We start from the raw sequence: 15,100 nt of genomic DNA, 5'->3' as shown, positions 1-15,100 counted from the left end.
ATGGCCCAAATGCCGGTTATTACATCGTGTACTTCCGGCCCTTATTTTGGGCTTTCAGATACGTCATCAGGGGCTGGAAGTAGTCGACCATGGCGCGGGCCGATAGGTCTTCGCCGGTTTTTTCTTTCAGTACCACGCGCCAGTCACGGCTGGAGCCGGGGCGCATGATGTCGCGCAGGAAGTCGCCCACTTCTTTGTTGCCGTAGTAGTTGGTGGCGTGCGGGTCCTGCTTGAGAATGTTTTTGGCAATGTGGTCGTGCAACTGGAACAGGATGACGTAGCTCAGCGCGTAGTCGTAGTACTGCGCGGGGTCGTCGTTGATGTGCGTTTTGGTGGCGGCATCCAGGTAGTTTTCGCCGCGGGCGGTGGGCGGCTCTATGCCCTGGTACTGCTTGCTCAGGGCCCACCACTTGGCGTTGAGCTGGTCGGCGGGCAGTTGGTCGCCGTAAAAGCTGTTTTCCCATTCGCTCATCACGCCGGAGGCGAAGGGGATGAACACCACGTAGCTCAGCGCCTCCTTGAGCAGCTGCTGGGTTTCATCGGTTTTAACTTTGGGGTCAATCAAACCCAGGCCCGCCAAAAAGGGCTTTTGCTTGGCGGCCAGGCCCATCATCGAACCAATGGCTTCGTGGTAAGCGCGGTTGGCGCCTTGGCGCAGCAGCGGCGGCACGTCGGGGTTGGTGTAGGTCTGGTAGTAGAAAATGTGGCCCAGCTCGTGGTGCGAGGTTTCGTACCATTCGGTGTTGGCCTCCACGCTCATCAGGCTGCGCAGGTCGTTGTTCAGGTCGAGATGCCAGGCTGAGGCGTGGTTGTTTTTCTTATACGCCGCGTCCTTAGGCAGCGGGTACAGGCTGCTCTTTTCGTAAAACGAGGCCGGCAACGCCGGAAAGCCCAGGCTCTGGTAGAACCGCTCGCCCTGCTGCACCTGCCACTCGGCTCCTTTTTTGGCCAGCACCGCGTCCAGATTCAAGCCTTTTACGTCCACCATTGAGCCCCAGTCCTGGCCCCAGCGGTTGGGCAGCCAGTGGGCGGGCAGGTAGTCGGGCACCTGCTTCACCTTGTATTTCCGGGCCAGCTCGTAGCGGGCGTAAGTGTGCAGTTCGCGGTAAAGCGGGCGCAGCTCGGTGTTGATTTTCCGCACCAGGGCCATCATTTCGTCCCGGCTCAGGCCACAGTCCGATGCCTGGTAGGTGAAGTAGTCGGGGTAGCTCAGGGCCTGCACGGTCTGGTTGCGCAGGTCGCGCAGGTTCAGCAGGCCGTCTTTCAGAGTGGGGCCAATGGCCTTGCTGGCCTCCCACACCGCTTGGCGCTTCTTGGGGTTGTTCTCGTTGCGGAGCAGCTCGTCGAGGTCGTTGGTGGTTACCGACTTTCCGGCGTACTTGTAATCAAAACCGTAGAGTTTTTCCGTCTGAGCCGCTTCGGCGCCGATGCGGCGCTTCACCACGTCGGCCACCGTTTGGGGGTTATTGGCAGCGTTATAGAGTGCTGTTTGTAGCTGCTTGACCTGGATTTCGGAGAGGTCGGCCTTGTGCTCGAGCAGCTCCCGTAGCTTCTGGATGTTGTCGGTGCTGCCCGTGAAGGCGGCCATGCGCTGGTTGGCGCGGGTGGTGGCACCGGCATTGGACGTGTCGCCGGGTACAATGTGGGTGTTCGAGCGCCATTCCGCTTCGCTGGAAGCCGTGTACAGCCGCACGTATTCGGCGTTGTAGGTGGTCAGGAACTGGTCGGCCTGGGCGCGGTAGTCGGGTGGGGCGGGGGCGGCCGGTACCGTGGTGGCTGCCGGGGCAGTGGCCACAGGCGTTTTTGCGGTGGGAGCGCAGGCCGCGAGCAAGGCTGCCGTGAGAATGGAAAGCAAGGGCGTTTTCATTCCGCAAATAAATGCGCTGGCGTCCGTTTGCCTTGACCCTGCCTTTGAAAGAGGCCATCCGACCAAGCCATTTCATGCTGACTGATAGCGTTGCATCAGGTCATAACGGGGCGTTCAACGGCGACAAGGTCCTTCGCTGCGCTCAGGATGACAGGGTTGCCTGGTCCAAATGGCACTCCTTGTACTTCTTGCCGCTGCCGCAGGGGCAGGGGGCGTTGCGGCCAAACTTACGGCGGCTGCGCAGCGTCTTAAGCCACTCGCGCGGGTCGGTGGCGTAGCGCAGGAAGCGCTTCTTGGGGTTTTGGCGGAAAGCCCGGCCCAGCAGCTCGTACAGCTCGGGGTGGTTTTCCTGCAGCTTTTCGGGCTTTTCGAAAAAGTACTCCGTCACCACCGCGAAAAACTCGGCCTCGTTGGTAGCGGCGTAGGGGTTGATTTCGGACTCGCCGGCCTCAATGGCCTCGATTTCGCGCTTCATCACGGCCGCCCAGGGCTGCAGCAATTCGGGCGGCAGCGCGGCCTTTGGCACGCCGTCGATTACGTCATCGGCCTCGTCCAGCATGTGCGCAAACTCGTGAATGCCGACGTTCTGGCGGTCCAGCCCGTCGCGAAAGCCCTGCTCCAGCGAAGCCTTCGATAGCCGCATGTAGTGCTGATTCTGGAAATTCTGCACTGAACCCAATAGCGTGCCTTCCAGCGGCTTCACTTCCTTGTCAGGATTACCTTCCAGCTTCCAGGCATCGGGCAAAATGAGGACCTCGCCCAAATTCCGGTACTCCCAATCGGGAAAGCCAAACACCGGAATGAGGGCCGAAGCGGCCACCAGCAGGCGCGTGGTGTCGTCCACTGCAGTTTGCACGCCGGTAATGCGCGTACTGGCCAGAAACACCTGCACCTGCTTCTCAAACCGGACCTTCTCGCTATTAGTCAGCGAGAGGTAGAATGCTACTCGCCCAGATAGAATCTGCCGCCAGGCATCTGGGAAATCTTCGGCCAAAGCAACCGTGCGCTGGCGGGAATCGGCAGTGGCGTAGCGGTAAAAAAGGTAGAAGATGGCGGCCAGCACGGCCAGGGAAATGATGTAAGGCATGCGCCGGTTAAACGGTCCTAGGGGCCAGAAGTTGGCTCAGGGCCGGACAGGTGCCTTCGGTTTAGTCACGTCCGGGTTGCGGCCCAGCCGATAGCCGGCACTCAGCCGGACCGCAAAATTGGAGCTGACAAAATTGCCTAAGTATTTTGAGAAACGGTTTTCTACACCGGAGTACATCTGGCCGTCGAGGCTTAGGGTAATGCGTTGGCTGCGCCAGCCTACGCTTAAATTGGGTGTAATTACTGGTACTCCAAAGACATCCTGGTCGGGACGCAGGAGCACCTGCACCCTGGCGTTCGTGCGGCCCGGCACCCACGCCGTATTAAGCTCGTAACCCAGGCCAACAAGCAATTGCTGCTCCTGCGGCAGCAAAAAGAAATAGCGCAGACCAAGTCGTGCAGTGCCCAGCCAGCCGTTGTAGTCGGTAATTCCAGCGGTGCCGGAGGGCGATAATACCAGCTCCCTGCTTCGAAAAGTGCTCAAGCTAAGCTCACTGTAAAAAGCGAAGGCGCGGCCGGGCTGCAGAATTTCCATGTAAAAACCCCCAAATGGGCGCACCCGGCAGTCGATGCACGACCCGTCAAGTTCCGAAGGATAACGGAGGCGGTTATAGCGCGTGCCCAGCAACACGCCACCCTGCCAGGCCACTGCCCGCCGTGGCATCGCCTGCTGAAGCCAGCTGCGACCCGGTTGCCGGCCGGGGCTGCAGGTTTCATTATAAGCCTGGGCTACGGTGGCCAATCCGTTGGCGGTAAAGGCGGCCGTTTGGGCAATGCTGCTAGCCACTGGGCAGTCCTTGAAGAAAACACTCAGCTGACCGCGGTAATTATTGCCTTCAACCACCGTCATGGTGCCATTTTCAGACTTGCGCATGTATTTCCGCGCACTCAAATCGAGCGTAGCACGGTCTGGACGCAGGAGCAGGTAATGGGTGCTGCCGGGGCGCACTACCCGCAACAGGGTGGCGGGGCCTTCCACCAGTACCTCGGCGAGCAGCGAATCAATTCTAACATCGGGCAGGCTACGGTTTGCGATACGTTCGAGCCGGGTGTCAGCCGCGTAGTCAATGGGTAGCGCCTCGTAGCGGAAGAAGCGGCCATTGGTAAAGCTAACCGCCCGCAGCTGGCGGGGTTTAAATATTTCCGCCGGGCTTGCCGGGGTGGGACGATACCGAATAAACGTGGGCGATTCTACCCAGAAACCGTTCTCAATTTCGCCTCGCAGCGTATCGCCGTTGGCGCGCACCAGCAGGCCGGGCTCGAAGGCCTGGGCGCAGGTGTCGAAAGAGCAAGAAAAAAGAAATGGTAGAAGTAGCAGTAAGCGTGGTATCATCAAGAACGAGTTTGTAGAACTACGAAAGTAGCGCCAAATGCTCCACCAGTTTCTGCCGCAGCAAGGCCACCAGGTGGCTATCCCCAAACTGGTACTTATCCGGAATGCGCAGCACCACCACGGGCTTGCCCCGCAACGCGTCCGCAAACTTCTCCTGGATTCTATCGGCGTGCCGGCGCTCCATCACAAAGATGATTTCGGCCCAGCCAATGTGGCCCGCCGTGACCCGCACCCGCGCGCCCGGCTCCGTACCGGCCGAGCGCGCTTCGTAGTGCAGGTGGTCATCAAACAGGCGCTCGGCCGTGAGGCTGCGCCACTTATTCTGGCTGCAGATAAACAACAGCTTCTGCGGTTCCGGCTCGGCTTCGGTCACTAGCGCACCAGGGCCACTTTTACTTTTTTGCCCTTCACTTTCGCGCCCTGCATCTTCTCCAGTACTTCTTCGGCCACCGCCTCGGGCACGGCCACGAAGCTGTAGTGGTCGAATACTTCGATGCGGCCCACGGAGTCGCGTTCCAGGCCACCCACGCTCACAAAGGCGCCCACCAGGTCGCCGGCGCTGATTTTCTCGCGCTTGCCCGCCGAAATATGCAGCGTCACCGTGCTTGGGCGCGGCGGCTTGGGCAGGGCGGTGGGCAAGGCAGGCGGTCGGATGCCGGCCCACTGCACCGAGGCAGCCGAGGGCCAGTTCTGGATTTTCTGCTGCTCGTAGGGCGTCACCAGCAAGTGGGCCGTGCCCACGGCGCCCGCCCGGGCGGTGCGGCCGGCGCGGTGCTGGAAGGTCTCGGCCTCGTGGGGCGGGTCGAACTGCACCACCGTGTCGAGCTCGTTCACGTCGAGGCCGCGGGCGGCTACGTCGGTGGCCACCAGCACGGTAGCCGAGCCGTTGCGCAGCTTCATCATGGATTTATCGCGCTCTGGCTGCAGCATTTTACCGTGCAGCGCCTCCGCGGCCAGGCCCCGGCCTTTCAGGAAGCGGGTCAGTTCCTCTACCCGGTCGCGGGTGTTGGCAAATACCAGCGAGCGGCCCGCGTCGGGCCGGGTGATGAGGTGGAACAGGGCGGCCGGCTTCTGGTCGGCGGCGTTCACCACGTGGCCGCGCAGCACCAGGCTCTCGGGCAGAGTGGTGGCATTGGAGCCGCCCACGTTCATCACGCGGGGCTTGGTGAGGTACTCGCGCACCAGCGTCAGCACCTTGTCGGGCATGGTGGCCGAGAACAGCAGCGTTTGCCGGCGCACCGGCAGGCGACTGATGATGGTGGCCATTTCTTCCTGAAAACCTAGCTCCAACAGCTTATCGGCTTCGTCCAGCACCAGCACTTTGAGGCGGTTGGGGATAATGGTGCGGCGCTCCAGGTGGTCGAGCATGCGGCCGGGCGTGGCCACTACTACTTGTGGGGTTTGCTGGAGGCCCTTCACCTCGTCGCGCATGGCGTGGCCGCCGTAGTAGCCGGCCACGCGCAGGTTGGGCACATGCTTGCCCAGGCGCTGGAGCGCGTCGCGCACCTGCAGCACCAGCTCGCGGGCAGGCACCAGCACAATGGCCTGCACCGTAGCCGAGGTTGGGTCTACCTGCTGCAGCACCGCGAGGCCGTAAGCGGCAGTTTTGCCCGAGCCCGTAGGTGCCTGGCCGGCCACGTCCTGGCCTTCGAGGGCGGGGGCCAGCACCAGCTGCTGTACCGCCGTGGGCTGGGTGAAATTTAGCTCGGCCACCCCGGCCAGCAGGGCGGGCGAGAGGGCGAAATCAGAAAATTGGAGGTCGGCTTTGGCAGCGGCGGGGCCTTGGGCGCCAGCGCCAGCGGCGGGGGAATCGGGAGTTTGCACCGCACAAAGGTAACGGATGCAGAAAGGGCAGGCCAAGCGGCAACTTGCCGCAGACGCGCGCCAGCCCAAGGAATCCGCAACTTACGTTTCCTAATACCCTTCTTCCCCTTCAGCCACGTTCACCAGGCGGTAGCGCACGGCAGTCTTTTTGGGCAAAATATCCAGTCCGATGCGGTGGGCGTAGGCCTTGGTGAAAGCCGCCCCAAAGTAGAATATCATGGCCGAGTAAAACACAAAGAGCAGCACCAGCACCAAGCTCGAGGCCGGCCCGTATACCGGTCCCAAATCCCGCGCCACCAGCAGCTGGCCCAGCACCACCTCGCCCAGGCTGATGAGCAGCGCCGTGAGCGCCGCCCCGCGCGTGACGGCCCGCCACGGCACCTTGGCCAAACTCAGCGTGCGAAACGTGACGCCAAACCACACCGCCAGAATGGCCCAGCCTATGGTGGCATTGATGGCCCGGACCAAGTAGTACACAAACGTGGCGTCGAAGTCCCGCACGGCGGTGGCGAACAGCCCCAGGGCCGCATCGGCCGCAAAGGCAATGAGGGACAGCAGCGCCGTAGCCACCAGAATGCCGCCCGACCGCACTCGTTCCGCCAGCGCCTGCGATACTTTGCCGGCGCCGCGTCGCGGCCGAATCTGCCAGAGCTGGTTGAGGGAGTGCTGAATGACGGTGAACAGCGTAGTAGCCACAAAAAGCAGAAACGCAAACCCCACCCACGTCACCAGGCGGCTGCGCTCCGGGTCGGCCACGTTCTGCACTATCTGGGCCACTAGCCCGGCCGCCGACGCCCCTAGCAAATCCCCGATTTTGGCCAGCAGCATCATGCGCACCAGCGAGGCCGGGTAAAGCGAGCTGAGCACCTGAATGAGGATGATGAGGATGGGCGGCAGCGCGAACGATGTGAAAAACGCGGTGGCCGCACCCAGTCGGAGCGGGTCGTTGGCGCCCAGCTCGCGGCCGGCGCGGTGCAGCAAAATGGGGAGCTCGCGCCACCAGGGTCCGGGCAACTCAGCGGGCGGGGTTACTTTTGTCATCAGCAAGAAAAGCCGGAGCGGCTGCCAGTAGCGTTGTGCTGTGGGCGGGCCGCGTCTGGCGAAGATAGGGGCCCCGGCTCCGGCCCTCCAATGCCCAGTCCCGCCATCCCGCCCGTTTCGGAAACTCCTGAAGTAGCAGCACCCGCGTCGCCTGCCAGCTGGTGGCGCCGGCGCGTGCTGGCCCCCCTGCTAAACGTGCTGCGCCAGGGCCTCTCGCCCGAGCAGCTGGCCCTGACCGTGGCGCTGGGCGTGGTCATCGGGGCCATTCCGCTGATGGGGGCCATCACCACGGTGGCCACGCTGGCGGCCCTGCGCCTGCGCCTGAACGTGGCCGCCCTGCAGCTCATCAGCCACCTCATGACGCCTCTGCAGCTGCTCATCATTATTCCGCTGCTGCGCCAAGGCGCCCGGCTGATGGGCAACACCCAGGAAAACGAGCTGACCCTGGAGCACATCCGGTACCTGTTTGCCAACGACTGGCGCGGGGCCCTGCAGTTGCTGTGGCGCGCCGAGGTAGGCGCCATGGTTATCTGGCTGCTCGGCTCGATTCCGGTGGTAGCCATTCTGTATTTCTCGCTGCGCCCGGCATTTCGACGGATGGCCAAACGCAGGGCTTTGCGCCAGCAAAGCCAATAACCGATAGTTCGGAACGGCTGCCGGATGGAAACGCGGCTGCCTAAAGTGCCAGCAGCGCCTCCGCCTGCTCACGCAGCAACAGCTCCGAAAGGTCGTGATTGAGCCCGTCTTCCGCGTTCAAATCCTGGTCGATAAAGGGCAGACGCACGCGCTGGGGCAGCACGGTTGTGCCCAGGTACATCAGAATATCAGACAGGTGCGTCATGGCGAGCAGACCACCCTGGCCGCCGCTGCTCAGTCCTATCAGGGCAGCTTTTTTACCTCTGATTCCGCCGGGGTACGGCAAGCCGTCAATAAACGCCTTGAGCACGCCGGGGAAGGACGCGTTGTATTCGGGGGTGATGATAACCAGCTTATCGCCGGCATCCAGCAAGCCCGCCAGTTTGTTGAACGCCGGATTGGTACCGGCGTTCTCGTACAGGGCCGACGCAATAAAGTCAGCCGGCAACTCGGCCAGGTCCAGAATCTGGCTTTCGGCATCAAGGGTAGTTAGCAGGCGGGTGTAGTAGGTCGCAACGCGCCGGGCGCGGGAATTGGGCCGGTTAGTGCCGACGAGGAGGGTTATCAAAACAGAGCAATAATTGTAAGAAGCAAGCAGACAACAGCAAACAACGGGTGAAGTTTACGGGCCAGCCGCCAAAGGGGCTATTCCGCGGCCATTTCGGCGGGCTCCGGGCGGGCCACCAGCCACGCCACCGCCGCCAAACACAGCGCAAACCACGCCCAGGGCAGCCGCAAATCCAGCCCCGAAAGCGCCCCGAAAACCACCGCCGTGGCAAAGCTGGCCCAGGCCTGAAAAGACTGGTTCAGCCCAAAAATACCGCCCCGGTTGGCCTCGGTAGTACGCCGGGCGCCAAAAAAAACTGCACGCTCAGAAACAGCCCCGTACTCACTAAAGAACTGGGTGAACATCTGGCACCTAAGCCCGGCCCATCCTAACCTCAGGGGTGGCCAATGGTGAGGCAGTGGAACAAAAAAAGCGCGACGGAGAACCGTCGCGCTTTCGGGTAGCCGAATACCGGGTTTCTAGGCCAGGTTATTCGAAGTAGCCTTGGCCGAGATGTACTCCCGGTTCAGGATGGCAATGTTTTCCAACGAAATGCCAACGGGGCATTCGGCGGCGCAGGAGCCGATGTTGGAGCAGGCGCCAAAGCCTTCCTTGTCCATCTGCGCAATCATGTTCTCAACCCGGGTTTTGCGCTCGGGCTTGCCCTGTGGCAACAGCGCCAGCTGCGACACCTTGGCCGAAACGAAGAGCATTGCCGAGGCATTCTTACAGGCGGCCACGCAGGCACCGCAGGCAATGCAGGTAGCAGCTTCAAAAGCGCGGTCTGCAATGTCTTTAGGAATAGCAATTTCGTTGCCGTCGGGCACACCGCCGGTGTTCACACTCACGTAGCCACCGGCCTGAATGATGCGGTCAAACGCCGAGCGGTCCACGCTTAGGTCCTTGTTCACCGGGAAGGCATTGGCACGCCAGGGCTCGATGGTGATGGTGTCGCCATCCGAGAACTTGCGCATGTGCAACTGGCAGGTGGTGGTACCCTTTTCGGGGCCGTGGCTGCGCCCGTTGATGAACAAGTCGCACGAGCCACAGATGCCCTCGCGGCAGTCGTGGTCGAAAGCCACCGGGTCCTGGCCGGCGTGCAGCAGGTCTTCGTTCAGCACGTCGAGCATTTCCAGGAAGGACATTTCGGGCGAAATATCCTTCACCTTGTACTCCACTATTTTCCCCTCGGTGGTGCGGTTGGGCTGCCGCCACACATTCAGGGTCAGGTTCATCGGTTTGGCGTTGGGATTGGAGCCGGCCATGTTTTTATGAGCTTCAAGCTGTCAGCCACAAGCTGCAAGCTTTTAATTTAGAAATTAATATTACTGAAACAACGCTTGTAGCTTGCGGCTTATGGCTTGCAGCTTATTTGTAGCTGCGCTGGGTCAGCTTCACGTTTTCAAACGTCAATTCTTCCTTATTGAGTTTCTCAGGCTGGTTCTCACCCTGATATTCCCAAGCCGCTACGTAGGCGAAGTTTTCGTCGTCGCGCAGAGCTTCGCCCTCCGGCGTCTGGTACTCTTCGCGGAAGTGACCGCCGCAGCTTTCGTTGCGGGCCAAGGCGTCGTCAATCATCAGCTCACCCAGTTCGATGAAGTCGGCCACGCGGCCGGCTTTTTCCAGGGTTTGGTTGAGTTCTTCGCCGGTGCCCGCCACGCGCACATCGCTCCAGAACTCTTTGCGCAAGCGCTGAATCTCGGTTTTGGCAAAGCGCAGGCCTTCGGCGTTGCGCGCCATGCCGCAGTACTCCCACATCACGTGGCCCAGGGCCTTGTGAAACTGGTCGGGGGTGCGGGTGCCTTTGATGGCCAGCAGCTGCTCCGTACGGGCTTGTACCCCGGCTTTGGCTTCGGCAAAGGCCGGGTGCTGGGTGTCAACCGGCTTGGGAGCCGTCGCCGCCAGGTAGTCGCCAATGGTGTAAGGAATCACAAAATAGCCGTCGGCCAAGCCCTGCATCAGGGCCGAAGCGCCGAGGCGGTTGGCGCCGTGGTCCGAGAAATTGCACTCACCGGTGGCGTAAAGGCCGGGAATGGTAGTTTGCAGGTTGTAGTCCACCCAGAGACCACCCATGGTGTAGTGCACCGCAGGGTATATGCGCATGGGCAGCTTGTAGGGGTCTTCATCGGTGATTTTCTCGTACATGGCAAACAGATTGCCGTACTTCTGGCTTACGCCGTCGGCCCCGATGCGCTGAATAATTTCGGCAAAGTCGAGATACACGGCCAGGCCAGTGGTTCCGACGCCACGGCCTTCGTCGCACATCTGCTTGGCGTTGCGCGAGGCCACGTCACGAGGCACCAGGTTACCGAAGGCCGGGTACTTGCGCTCCAGGAAATAATCCCGGTCGCCTTCGGCAATGTCCGTTGCTTTAATCTCGCCTTTGCGCAGGCGCTCGGCCGTTTCCACGGTTTTGGGCACCCACACGCGGCCGTCGTTGCGGAGCGACTCCGACATCAGCGTCAGTTTCGACTGGTAGTCGCCGCTCACGGGAATGCAGGTGGGGTGAATCTGGGTAAAGCAGGGGTTAGCGAAGTAAGCGCCCTTCTTGTGAGCGCGCCACGCTGCCGTAGTGTTGCAGTACTTGGCGTTGGTGCTCAGGTAAAACACGTTACCGTAGCCGCCGGTAGCCAACACTACTGCGTGAGCCGCGTGCGTCTCAATCTCGCCGGTAATCAGGTGGCGCGTCACGATGCCGCGGGCCTGACCGTCTACCGTCACCAAGTCCAGCATTTCGGAACGGGTGTAGAGCTTCACCTTGCCGTAGGCTACCTGCCGGCTCAAGGCCGAGTAGGCACCGAGCAGCAGCTGCTGGCCGGTCTGGCCGCGGGCGTAGAACGTGCGGCTTACCTGGGCACCACCAAAGGAGCGGTTGGCCAGCAGGCCGCCGTATTCGCGGGCGAAGGGCACGCCCTGGGCCACGCACTGGTCGATGATGTTGACCGATACCTGGGCGAGGCGGTACACGTTGGCTTCGCGGGCGCGGTAGTCACCACCTTTCACGGTGTCGTAGAACAGGCGGAACACGGAGTCGCCGTCGTTCTGGTAGTTTTTGGCTGCATTGATGCCACCCTGCGCGGCGATGGAGTGCGCGCGGCGGGGCGAATCGTGGTAGGTGAAGGCTTTTACGTTATAGCCCAGTTCTGCCAGCGAGGCAGCCGCCGACGAGCCGGCCAGGCCGGTGCCGACCACAATCACGTCGTATTTCCGCTTGTTGGCGGGGTTCACAAGCTTGACGTTGAACTTGTGCTTTTCCCATTTTTCGGCAAGGGGGCCTTCGGGGATTTTGGAATCCAACAGCATAGAGAAACGGAGTGAAGGAGTGACTACTGACCTATAGAACAACTGAGAGCCGCTGGTGTTGCCGCCCGGGCAATTATTCTACGGCGTTTAATCCAAACTTTTTTAGAAGGCCGAAGCCACGGACTGGATGAACGCCGGAACGTTCGAAACTACGTCGCCCCGCTCGTTGGTGAACAGGAAGAAGTACAGCGGCATGGAGGCAAAGCCCGCCGATACCACCACGGCGAAGACGTAGCCGGCGTACTTAATGAGCGGCATGTACTTGCGGTGGTTCAGGCCCAGGGTCTGGAAACCTGACCGGAAACCGTGCCAGAGGTGGTAGCCCAGGCTGATTTGCGCGGCTACGTAGAGCAGCACGTACCACCAGAGCTGGAACGACGAGACCACCGCCAAATACAGGTTGTCGTAGTCGGCCATCTCCAAGTCGGCCCCGCCCATTTTGGGCAGGTCGCCGGCAAAGCGGGCGCGCCAGAAGAAGTTGTAGAGGTGAACAATCAGGAAAATCAGGATGATGGTGCCCAAGATGCCCATGTTGCGGGAAGTCCACTCGCTGTTCTGCTCGGCTTTCCACTGCGCGTAGCCGTGGCCGCGGGCGGCCTTGTTGCGGCGCGTGAGGGCAAAGGCCTCGTAAATGTGGAAGCCGAAGCCCAATACCAAGCCCCACTCAATGGTGCGAATGATGGGGTTGGTGCCCATGAAATGGGAATACGCATTGAAGGCCGCGCCACCGTCGTGCTTGAATAACTGCAGGTTGCCGACTAGGTGAACTACCAGGAACGTGCACAGAAACAGTCCCGTAACGGACATTATTATCTTCCGGCCGATGCTGCTGGTTAAAGTTTTTGTTATCCAACTCATAAAGTAGCCAAACTGGGGAAGTGAAGAGGTATGTTTAAAGAGCTCAAAGGTAGGCTCCACCCGCTAACCGAACAACGCACCGCCCTTATTCATGCCCGGAAGCATACCGGGAGGACATTGGGCGACGTGATGAATCTATCCGCCGCGCGCATCGTTTACACGCACGGGCACGTTGCGTATAAGGTAACCCTTTGGGGTGGCTCAATGTTAGCCTGTTGCCGTTTTTTGGCTGGTGCCGCCCAGTGCCCAACCGTCCACCTTTTCTCGTTATTGTTTCTGTATGATACAGTCTACTCTATTTCGGGTCAGTGGCGTGGTGCGGGGGGCGCTAATGCTGGTGCTGCTCGCGGCGGCCATGGCGGTGGCCCCCACTTCGGCCTGGGCCACGCACATCCGGGCCGGCGACATTCGGGTAAGGCCCGATACGACGCTGCCGGTGAGCGGCCGGAACCCGCGCCGGGTATTTTTCAAGCTGACGCTTTATACCGACAACAGCTCGTCGGTGCTGGCTGATTTTGCCACGGTATTTTTTGGTGATGGGGTTTCGAGCTGCAAAGACGGGGTGCCGCGCCAGGGCGGGCGCCGGCCCATTCCGGGCAATACCGATACCAGTGTCAACGTCTATTATTTCGAGCACATTTACCCTTCCGCCGGCCAGTACACGGTGAGCTACATTGGGGAAAACCGCAATGATGCGCTGAACATGGACCGGCCGCTGGCCCAGACGTTCTACATCAGCACCACGTTTACTCTGGACCCGTCGCTGGGCGGCAACAGCTCGCCCATTCTCACAGCGCCTGCGGTTGACAAGGCCGGTGTGCGGCAGGTGTTTTTGCACAACCCCGCGGCTTTTGATGCCGATGGCGACTCGCTGGCTTTCCGGCTGCGCACCAGCCAGCAGGTAGCGGCCGGCATCGACGGTTCGGTGGGACCGCCTTGTGCCGGCGGCACCGGCGGTACCGGCAACAACCTACCCGTGCCCCAAACGGTGACCAATTTCCGCTATCCTAACGACCCGCTGATTACAGGCGGCGCCAACCCACCGGTGCAGGTGGCTTACGAGGGGCCGCCTCGCGGCATTCCCGACGCGCCGGCCATCTTTGTGCAGGACGTGAACACCGGGCAAATTACCTGGAATGCGCCGGTGGCCGTGGGCTTCTACAACGTGGCCATGGTGGTGGAGGAGTGGCGCCGCACGCCTGCCGGCCGCCGCAAAATAGGGGAGGTGATTCGCGACATGCAGATTATTGTCTCGGCAACCAGCAACCTGCGCCCCACCATCACCATTCCGGAAGACATCTGCGTGATTGCGGGCGAAACCGTGACGGGCCAGGTGTCGGCCGTGGACGGCGTGTCGCCGACCAGTCCCCAAACGGCGGTTGACCTGTTTGCTTACTCGGGCATTATTCCGCCCGCCACGTTTACCCAAACGGCCAAGGGGCCGCCCACGGCGCGCGGCACCTTTGTGTGGCAGACGCAGTGCAATAACGTGGCCCGGCTGCCCTACCTCGTGGTGTTCAAGGCCCAGGATACTCCCTCGCCCGTGACGGCGGCCAACCCGCCGCTCATCGACGAGAAAACCTGGCGCATTACCGTGATAGGGCCCGCGCCGCAGAACCTGCGCGCCACCAGCATCATTGGTACTTCGGCCACCGACCCCAACCGCGTGCGGCTCGACTGGAACCTGTACCAGTGCGCCAACGCGTCGCGCATTTTAATATACCGCAAGGTGAATCCGTCGGGCTTTGTGCCGGGGCCCTGCGAAACGGGTATTCCGGCCTCGGCAGGCTACACGTTTGTGGCCTCGGTGCCGGCTACTGCCATTACTTTCACCGACAGCAACACCACTGCCGGCGGCCAGAACCTGGGCCTGGAACGGGGCCAGAACTACTGCTACCGCATCTATGCTGATTTTCCCGGGCCCGCATTTGGGGCCAGTATTGCCTCGGCCGAGGCGTGCGCGGCTTTTCCCGGCGCGCCTACCCGTTTGGTGAAGGTGGACGTGGAGAATACCGGCACCGCCACCGGCCAGATTGGGGTGTGCTGGACGCGGCCCAAAGCCATTGGCGGCGACGGCGTGCCCAGCTACGTGCTGTCGCGCGGGGTGGGCCCGGCGCCCACGGCCTTCACCACCATTGCCACCATCACCACGCTGGCCGATACCTGCTTCACCGACACGGGCATCAACACCCAGGATTTGCAGTACACCTACAAGATTGAGTTTGTGCGCACCTTTCCCACGGGCAGCAACCAGCCGCCCGTGCGCGAAACGGCCCCCACGGCCAGCAGCGTTCGGACCACGGCCGTGCCCGCCAATGCCGCCGCCACCGCCGTAGCCGTGCGGTGGACCTACAACGTGCCTTGGGACAACACGACCCGGCCGGCCGTAATCTTCCGTCGCACCGGCAACACGGGGCCCTACGTGCGTCTCAACACGGCCCCCACCGGCGCCACCGGCGGCACCTACCTCGACAACGACCCCGCCCTGGTGAAGGGCCAGACCTATTGCTACTACGTCCGGACCGAGGGCCAGTACGCGCCCACCGGCTACCTCAGCTCCCTGCTCAACAAGAGCCAGGAGCAGTGCGCCGCCCTCATTGCCGCG

The 15,100-nt window shown here is 61.6% G+C and carries 13 protein-coding genes; 2 read left to right on the top strand and 11 right to left on the bottom strand.

Going from position 1 to position 15,100, the window contains the following annotated elements:
* Positions 1 to 19: 19 nt before the first annotated feature.
* From BEN47_RS03750 to BEN47_RS03725, 6 genes are all read right to left on the bottom strand, one after another.
* Positions 20 to 1,867 (bottom strand): M2 family metallopeptidase, encoded by a 1,848-nt coding sequence (locus BEN47_RS03750; RefSeq protein ID WP_070725264.1) that lies wholly within the window; start codon positions 1,865 to 1,867, stop codon positions 20 to 22.
* Between the two features lie 142 nt (positions 1,868 to 2,009).
* Positions 2,010 to 2,954, bottom strand: a complete 945-nt coding sequence (locus BEN47_RS03745; protein ID WP_070725262.1) for a M90 family metallopeptidase — start codon at positions 2,952 to 2,954, stop codon at positions 2,010 to 2,012.
* A 36-nt stretch (positions 2,955 to 2,990) separates the two neighbouring features.
* Entirely contained in the window at positions 2,991 to 4,286 is a 1,296-nt protein-coding gene (locus BEN47_RS03740; protein WP_070725259.1) for a hypothetical protein, read from the bottom strand.
* A 19-nt stretch (positions 4,287 to 4,305) separates the two neighbouring features.
* Positions 4,306 to 4,659 (bottom strand): low molecular weight protein tyrosine phosphatase family protein, encoded by a 354-nt coding sequence (locus tag BEN47_RS03735; protein WP_070725257.1) that lies wholly within the window; start codon positions 4,657 to 4,659, stop codon positions 4,306 to 4,308.
* On the bottom strand, positions 4,659 to 6,110 hold the full coding sequence (locus BEN47_RS03730) for a DEAD/DEAH box helicase (RefSeq protein ID WP_158010829.1): 1,452 nt from the start codon (positions 6,108 to 6,110) through the stop codon (positions 4,659 to 4,661). Before BEN47_RS03730 ends, BEN47_RS03735 begins: the two co-directional genes overlap by 1 nt.
* 90 nt (positions 6,111 to 6,200) lie before the next feature.
* On the bottom strand, positions 6,201 to 7,151 hold the full coding sequence (locus BEN47_RS03725) for a YihY/virulence factor BrkB family protein (protein ID WP_083322083.1): 951 nt from the start codon (positions 7,149 to 7,151) through the stop codon (positions 6,201 to 6,203).
* Between the two features lie 90 nt (positions 7,152 to 7,241).
* Between BEN47_RS03725 and BEN47_RS03720 the strand changes: the two genes are divergently transcribed.
* Positions 7,242 to 7,787 (top strand): DUF2062 domain-containing protein, encoded by a 546-nt coding sequence (locus BEN47_RS03720; protein WP_083322082.1) that lies wholly within the window; start codon positions 7,242 to 7,244, stop codon positions 7,785 to 7,787.
* A 40-nt stretch (positions 7,788 to 7,827) separates the two neighbouring features.
* Here BEN47_RS03720 and BEN47_RS03715 read toward each other — a convergent pair whose 3' ends face one another.
* The 5 genes from BEN47_RS03715 to BEN47_RS03695 form a co-directional block, all read right to left on the bottom strand.
* A complete protein-coding gene (locus tag BEN47_RS03715; protein WP_070725254.1) occupies positions 7,828 to 8,355 on the bottom strand; it encodes an NADPH-dependent FMN reductase in 528 nt (175 codons plus the stop codon).
* A gap of 77 nt (positions 8,356 to 8,432) precedes the next feature.
* A complete protein-coding gene (locus BEN47_RS03710) occupies positions 8,433 to 8,699 on the bottom strand; it encodes a hypothetical protein (RefSeq protein ID WP_070725252.1) in 267 nt (88 codons plus the stop codon).
* 114 nt (positions 8,700 to 8,813) lie between these two features.
* A complete protein-coding gene (locus BEN47_RS03705) occupies positions 8,814 to 9,569 on the bottom strand; it encodes a succinate dehydrogenase/fumarate reductase iron-sulfur subunit (RefSeq protein WP_070725341.1) in 756 nt (251 codons plus the stop codon).
* Between the two features lie 133 nt (positions 9,570 to 9,702).
* Positions 9,703 to 11,637 carry a fumarate reductase/succinate dehydrogenase flavoprotein subunit gene (locus BEN47_RS03700; protein WP_070725250.1) on the bottom strand — a complete coding sequence of 645 codons (1,935 nt, stop codon included), beginning with the start codon at positions 11,635 to 11,637 and terminating at the stop codon, positions 9,703 to 9,705.
* Between the two features lie 102 nt (positions 11,638 to 11,739).
* Complete coding sequence (locus BEN47_RS03695) at positions 11,740 to 12,495, bottom strand: succinate dehydrogenase cytochrome b subunit (RefSeq protein WP_083322081.1); 756 nt, start codon at positions 12,493 to 12,495, stop codon at positions 11,740 to 11,742.
* 280 nt (positions 12,496 to 12,775) lie between these two features.
* On the opposite strand from BEN47_RS03695, the gene BEN47_RS03690 reads away from it, so the two are divergent.
* On the top strand, positions 12,776 to 15,100 hold a 2,325-nt coding region (locus BEN47_RS03690), incomplete at its 3' end, for a hypothetical protein (RefSeq protein WP_125921475.1).

Source organism: Hymenobacter lapidarius (assembly GCF_001816145.1).
Taxonomy (GTDB): Bacteria; Bacteroidota; Bacteroidia; order Cytophagales; family Hymenobacteraceae; genus Hymenobacter; species Hymenobacter lapidarius.
This window is presented reverse-complemented; position numbering and strand designations above follow the sequence as displayed.

Excerpts from the sequence above, each read along its gene's own strand:
- BEN47_RS03750 (WP_070725264.1), bottom strand. The coding sequence starts at position 1,867 with ATGAAAACGCCCTTGCTTTCCATTCTCACGGCAGCCTTGCTCGCGGCC.
- BEN47_RS03745 (WP_070725262.1), bottom strand. The coding sequence starts at position 2,954 with ATGCCTTACATCATTTCCCTGGCCGTGCTGGCCGCCATCTTCTACCTT.
- BEN47_RS03740 (WP_070725259.1), bottom strand. The coding sequence starts at position 4,286 with ATGATACCACGCTTACTGCTACTTCTACCATTTCTTTTTTCTTGCTCT.
- BEN47_RS03725 (WP_083322083.1), bottom strand. The coding sequence starts at position 7,151 with ATGACAAAAGTAACCCCGCCCGCTGAGTTGCCCGGACCCTGGTGGCGC.
- BEN47_RS03720 (WP_083322082.1), top strand. The coding sequence starts at position 7,242 with ATGCCCAGTCCCGCCATCCCGCCCGTTTCGGAAACTCCTGAAGTAGCA.
- BEN47_RS03710 (WP_070725252.1), bottom strand. The coding sequence starts at position 8,699 with ATGTTCACCCAGTTCTTTAGTGAGTACGGGGCTGTTTCTGAGCGTGCA.
- BEN47_RS03705 (WP_070725341.1), bottom strand. The coding sequence starts at position 9,569 with ATGAACCTGACCCTGAATGTGTGGCGGCAGCCCAACCGCACCACCGAG.
- BEN47_RS03700 (WP_070725250.1), bottom strand. The coding sequence starts at position 11,637 with ATGCTGTTGGATTCCAAAATCCCCGAAGGCCCCCTTGCCGAAAAATGG.
- BEN47_RS03695 (WP_083322081.1), bottom strand. The coding sequence starts at position 12,495 with ATGAGTTGGATAACAAAAACTTTAACCAGCAGCATCGGCCGGAAGATA.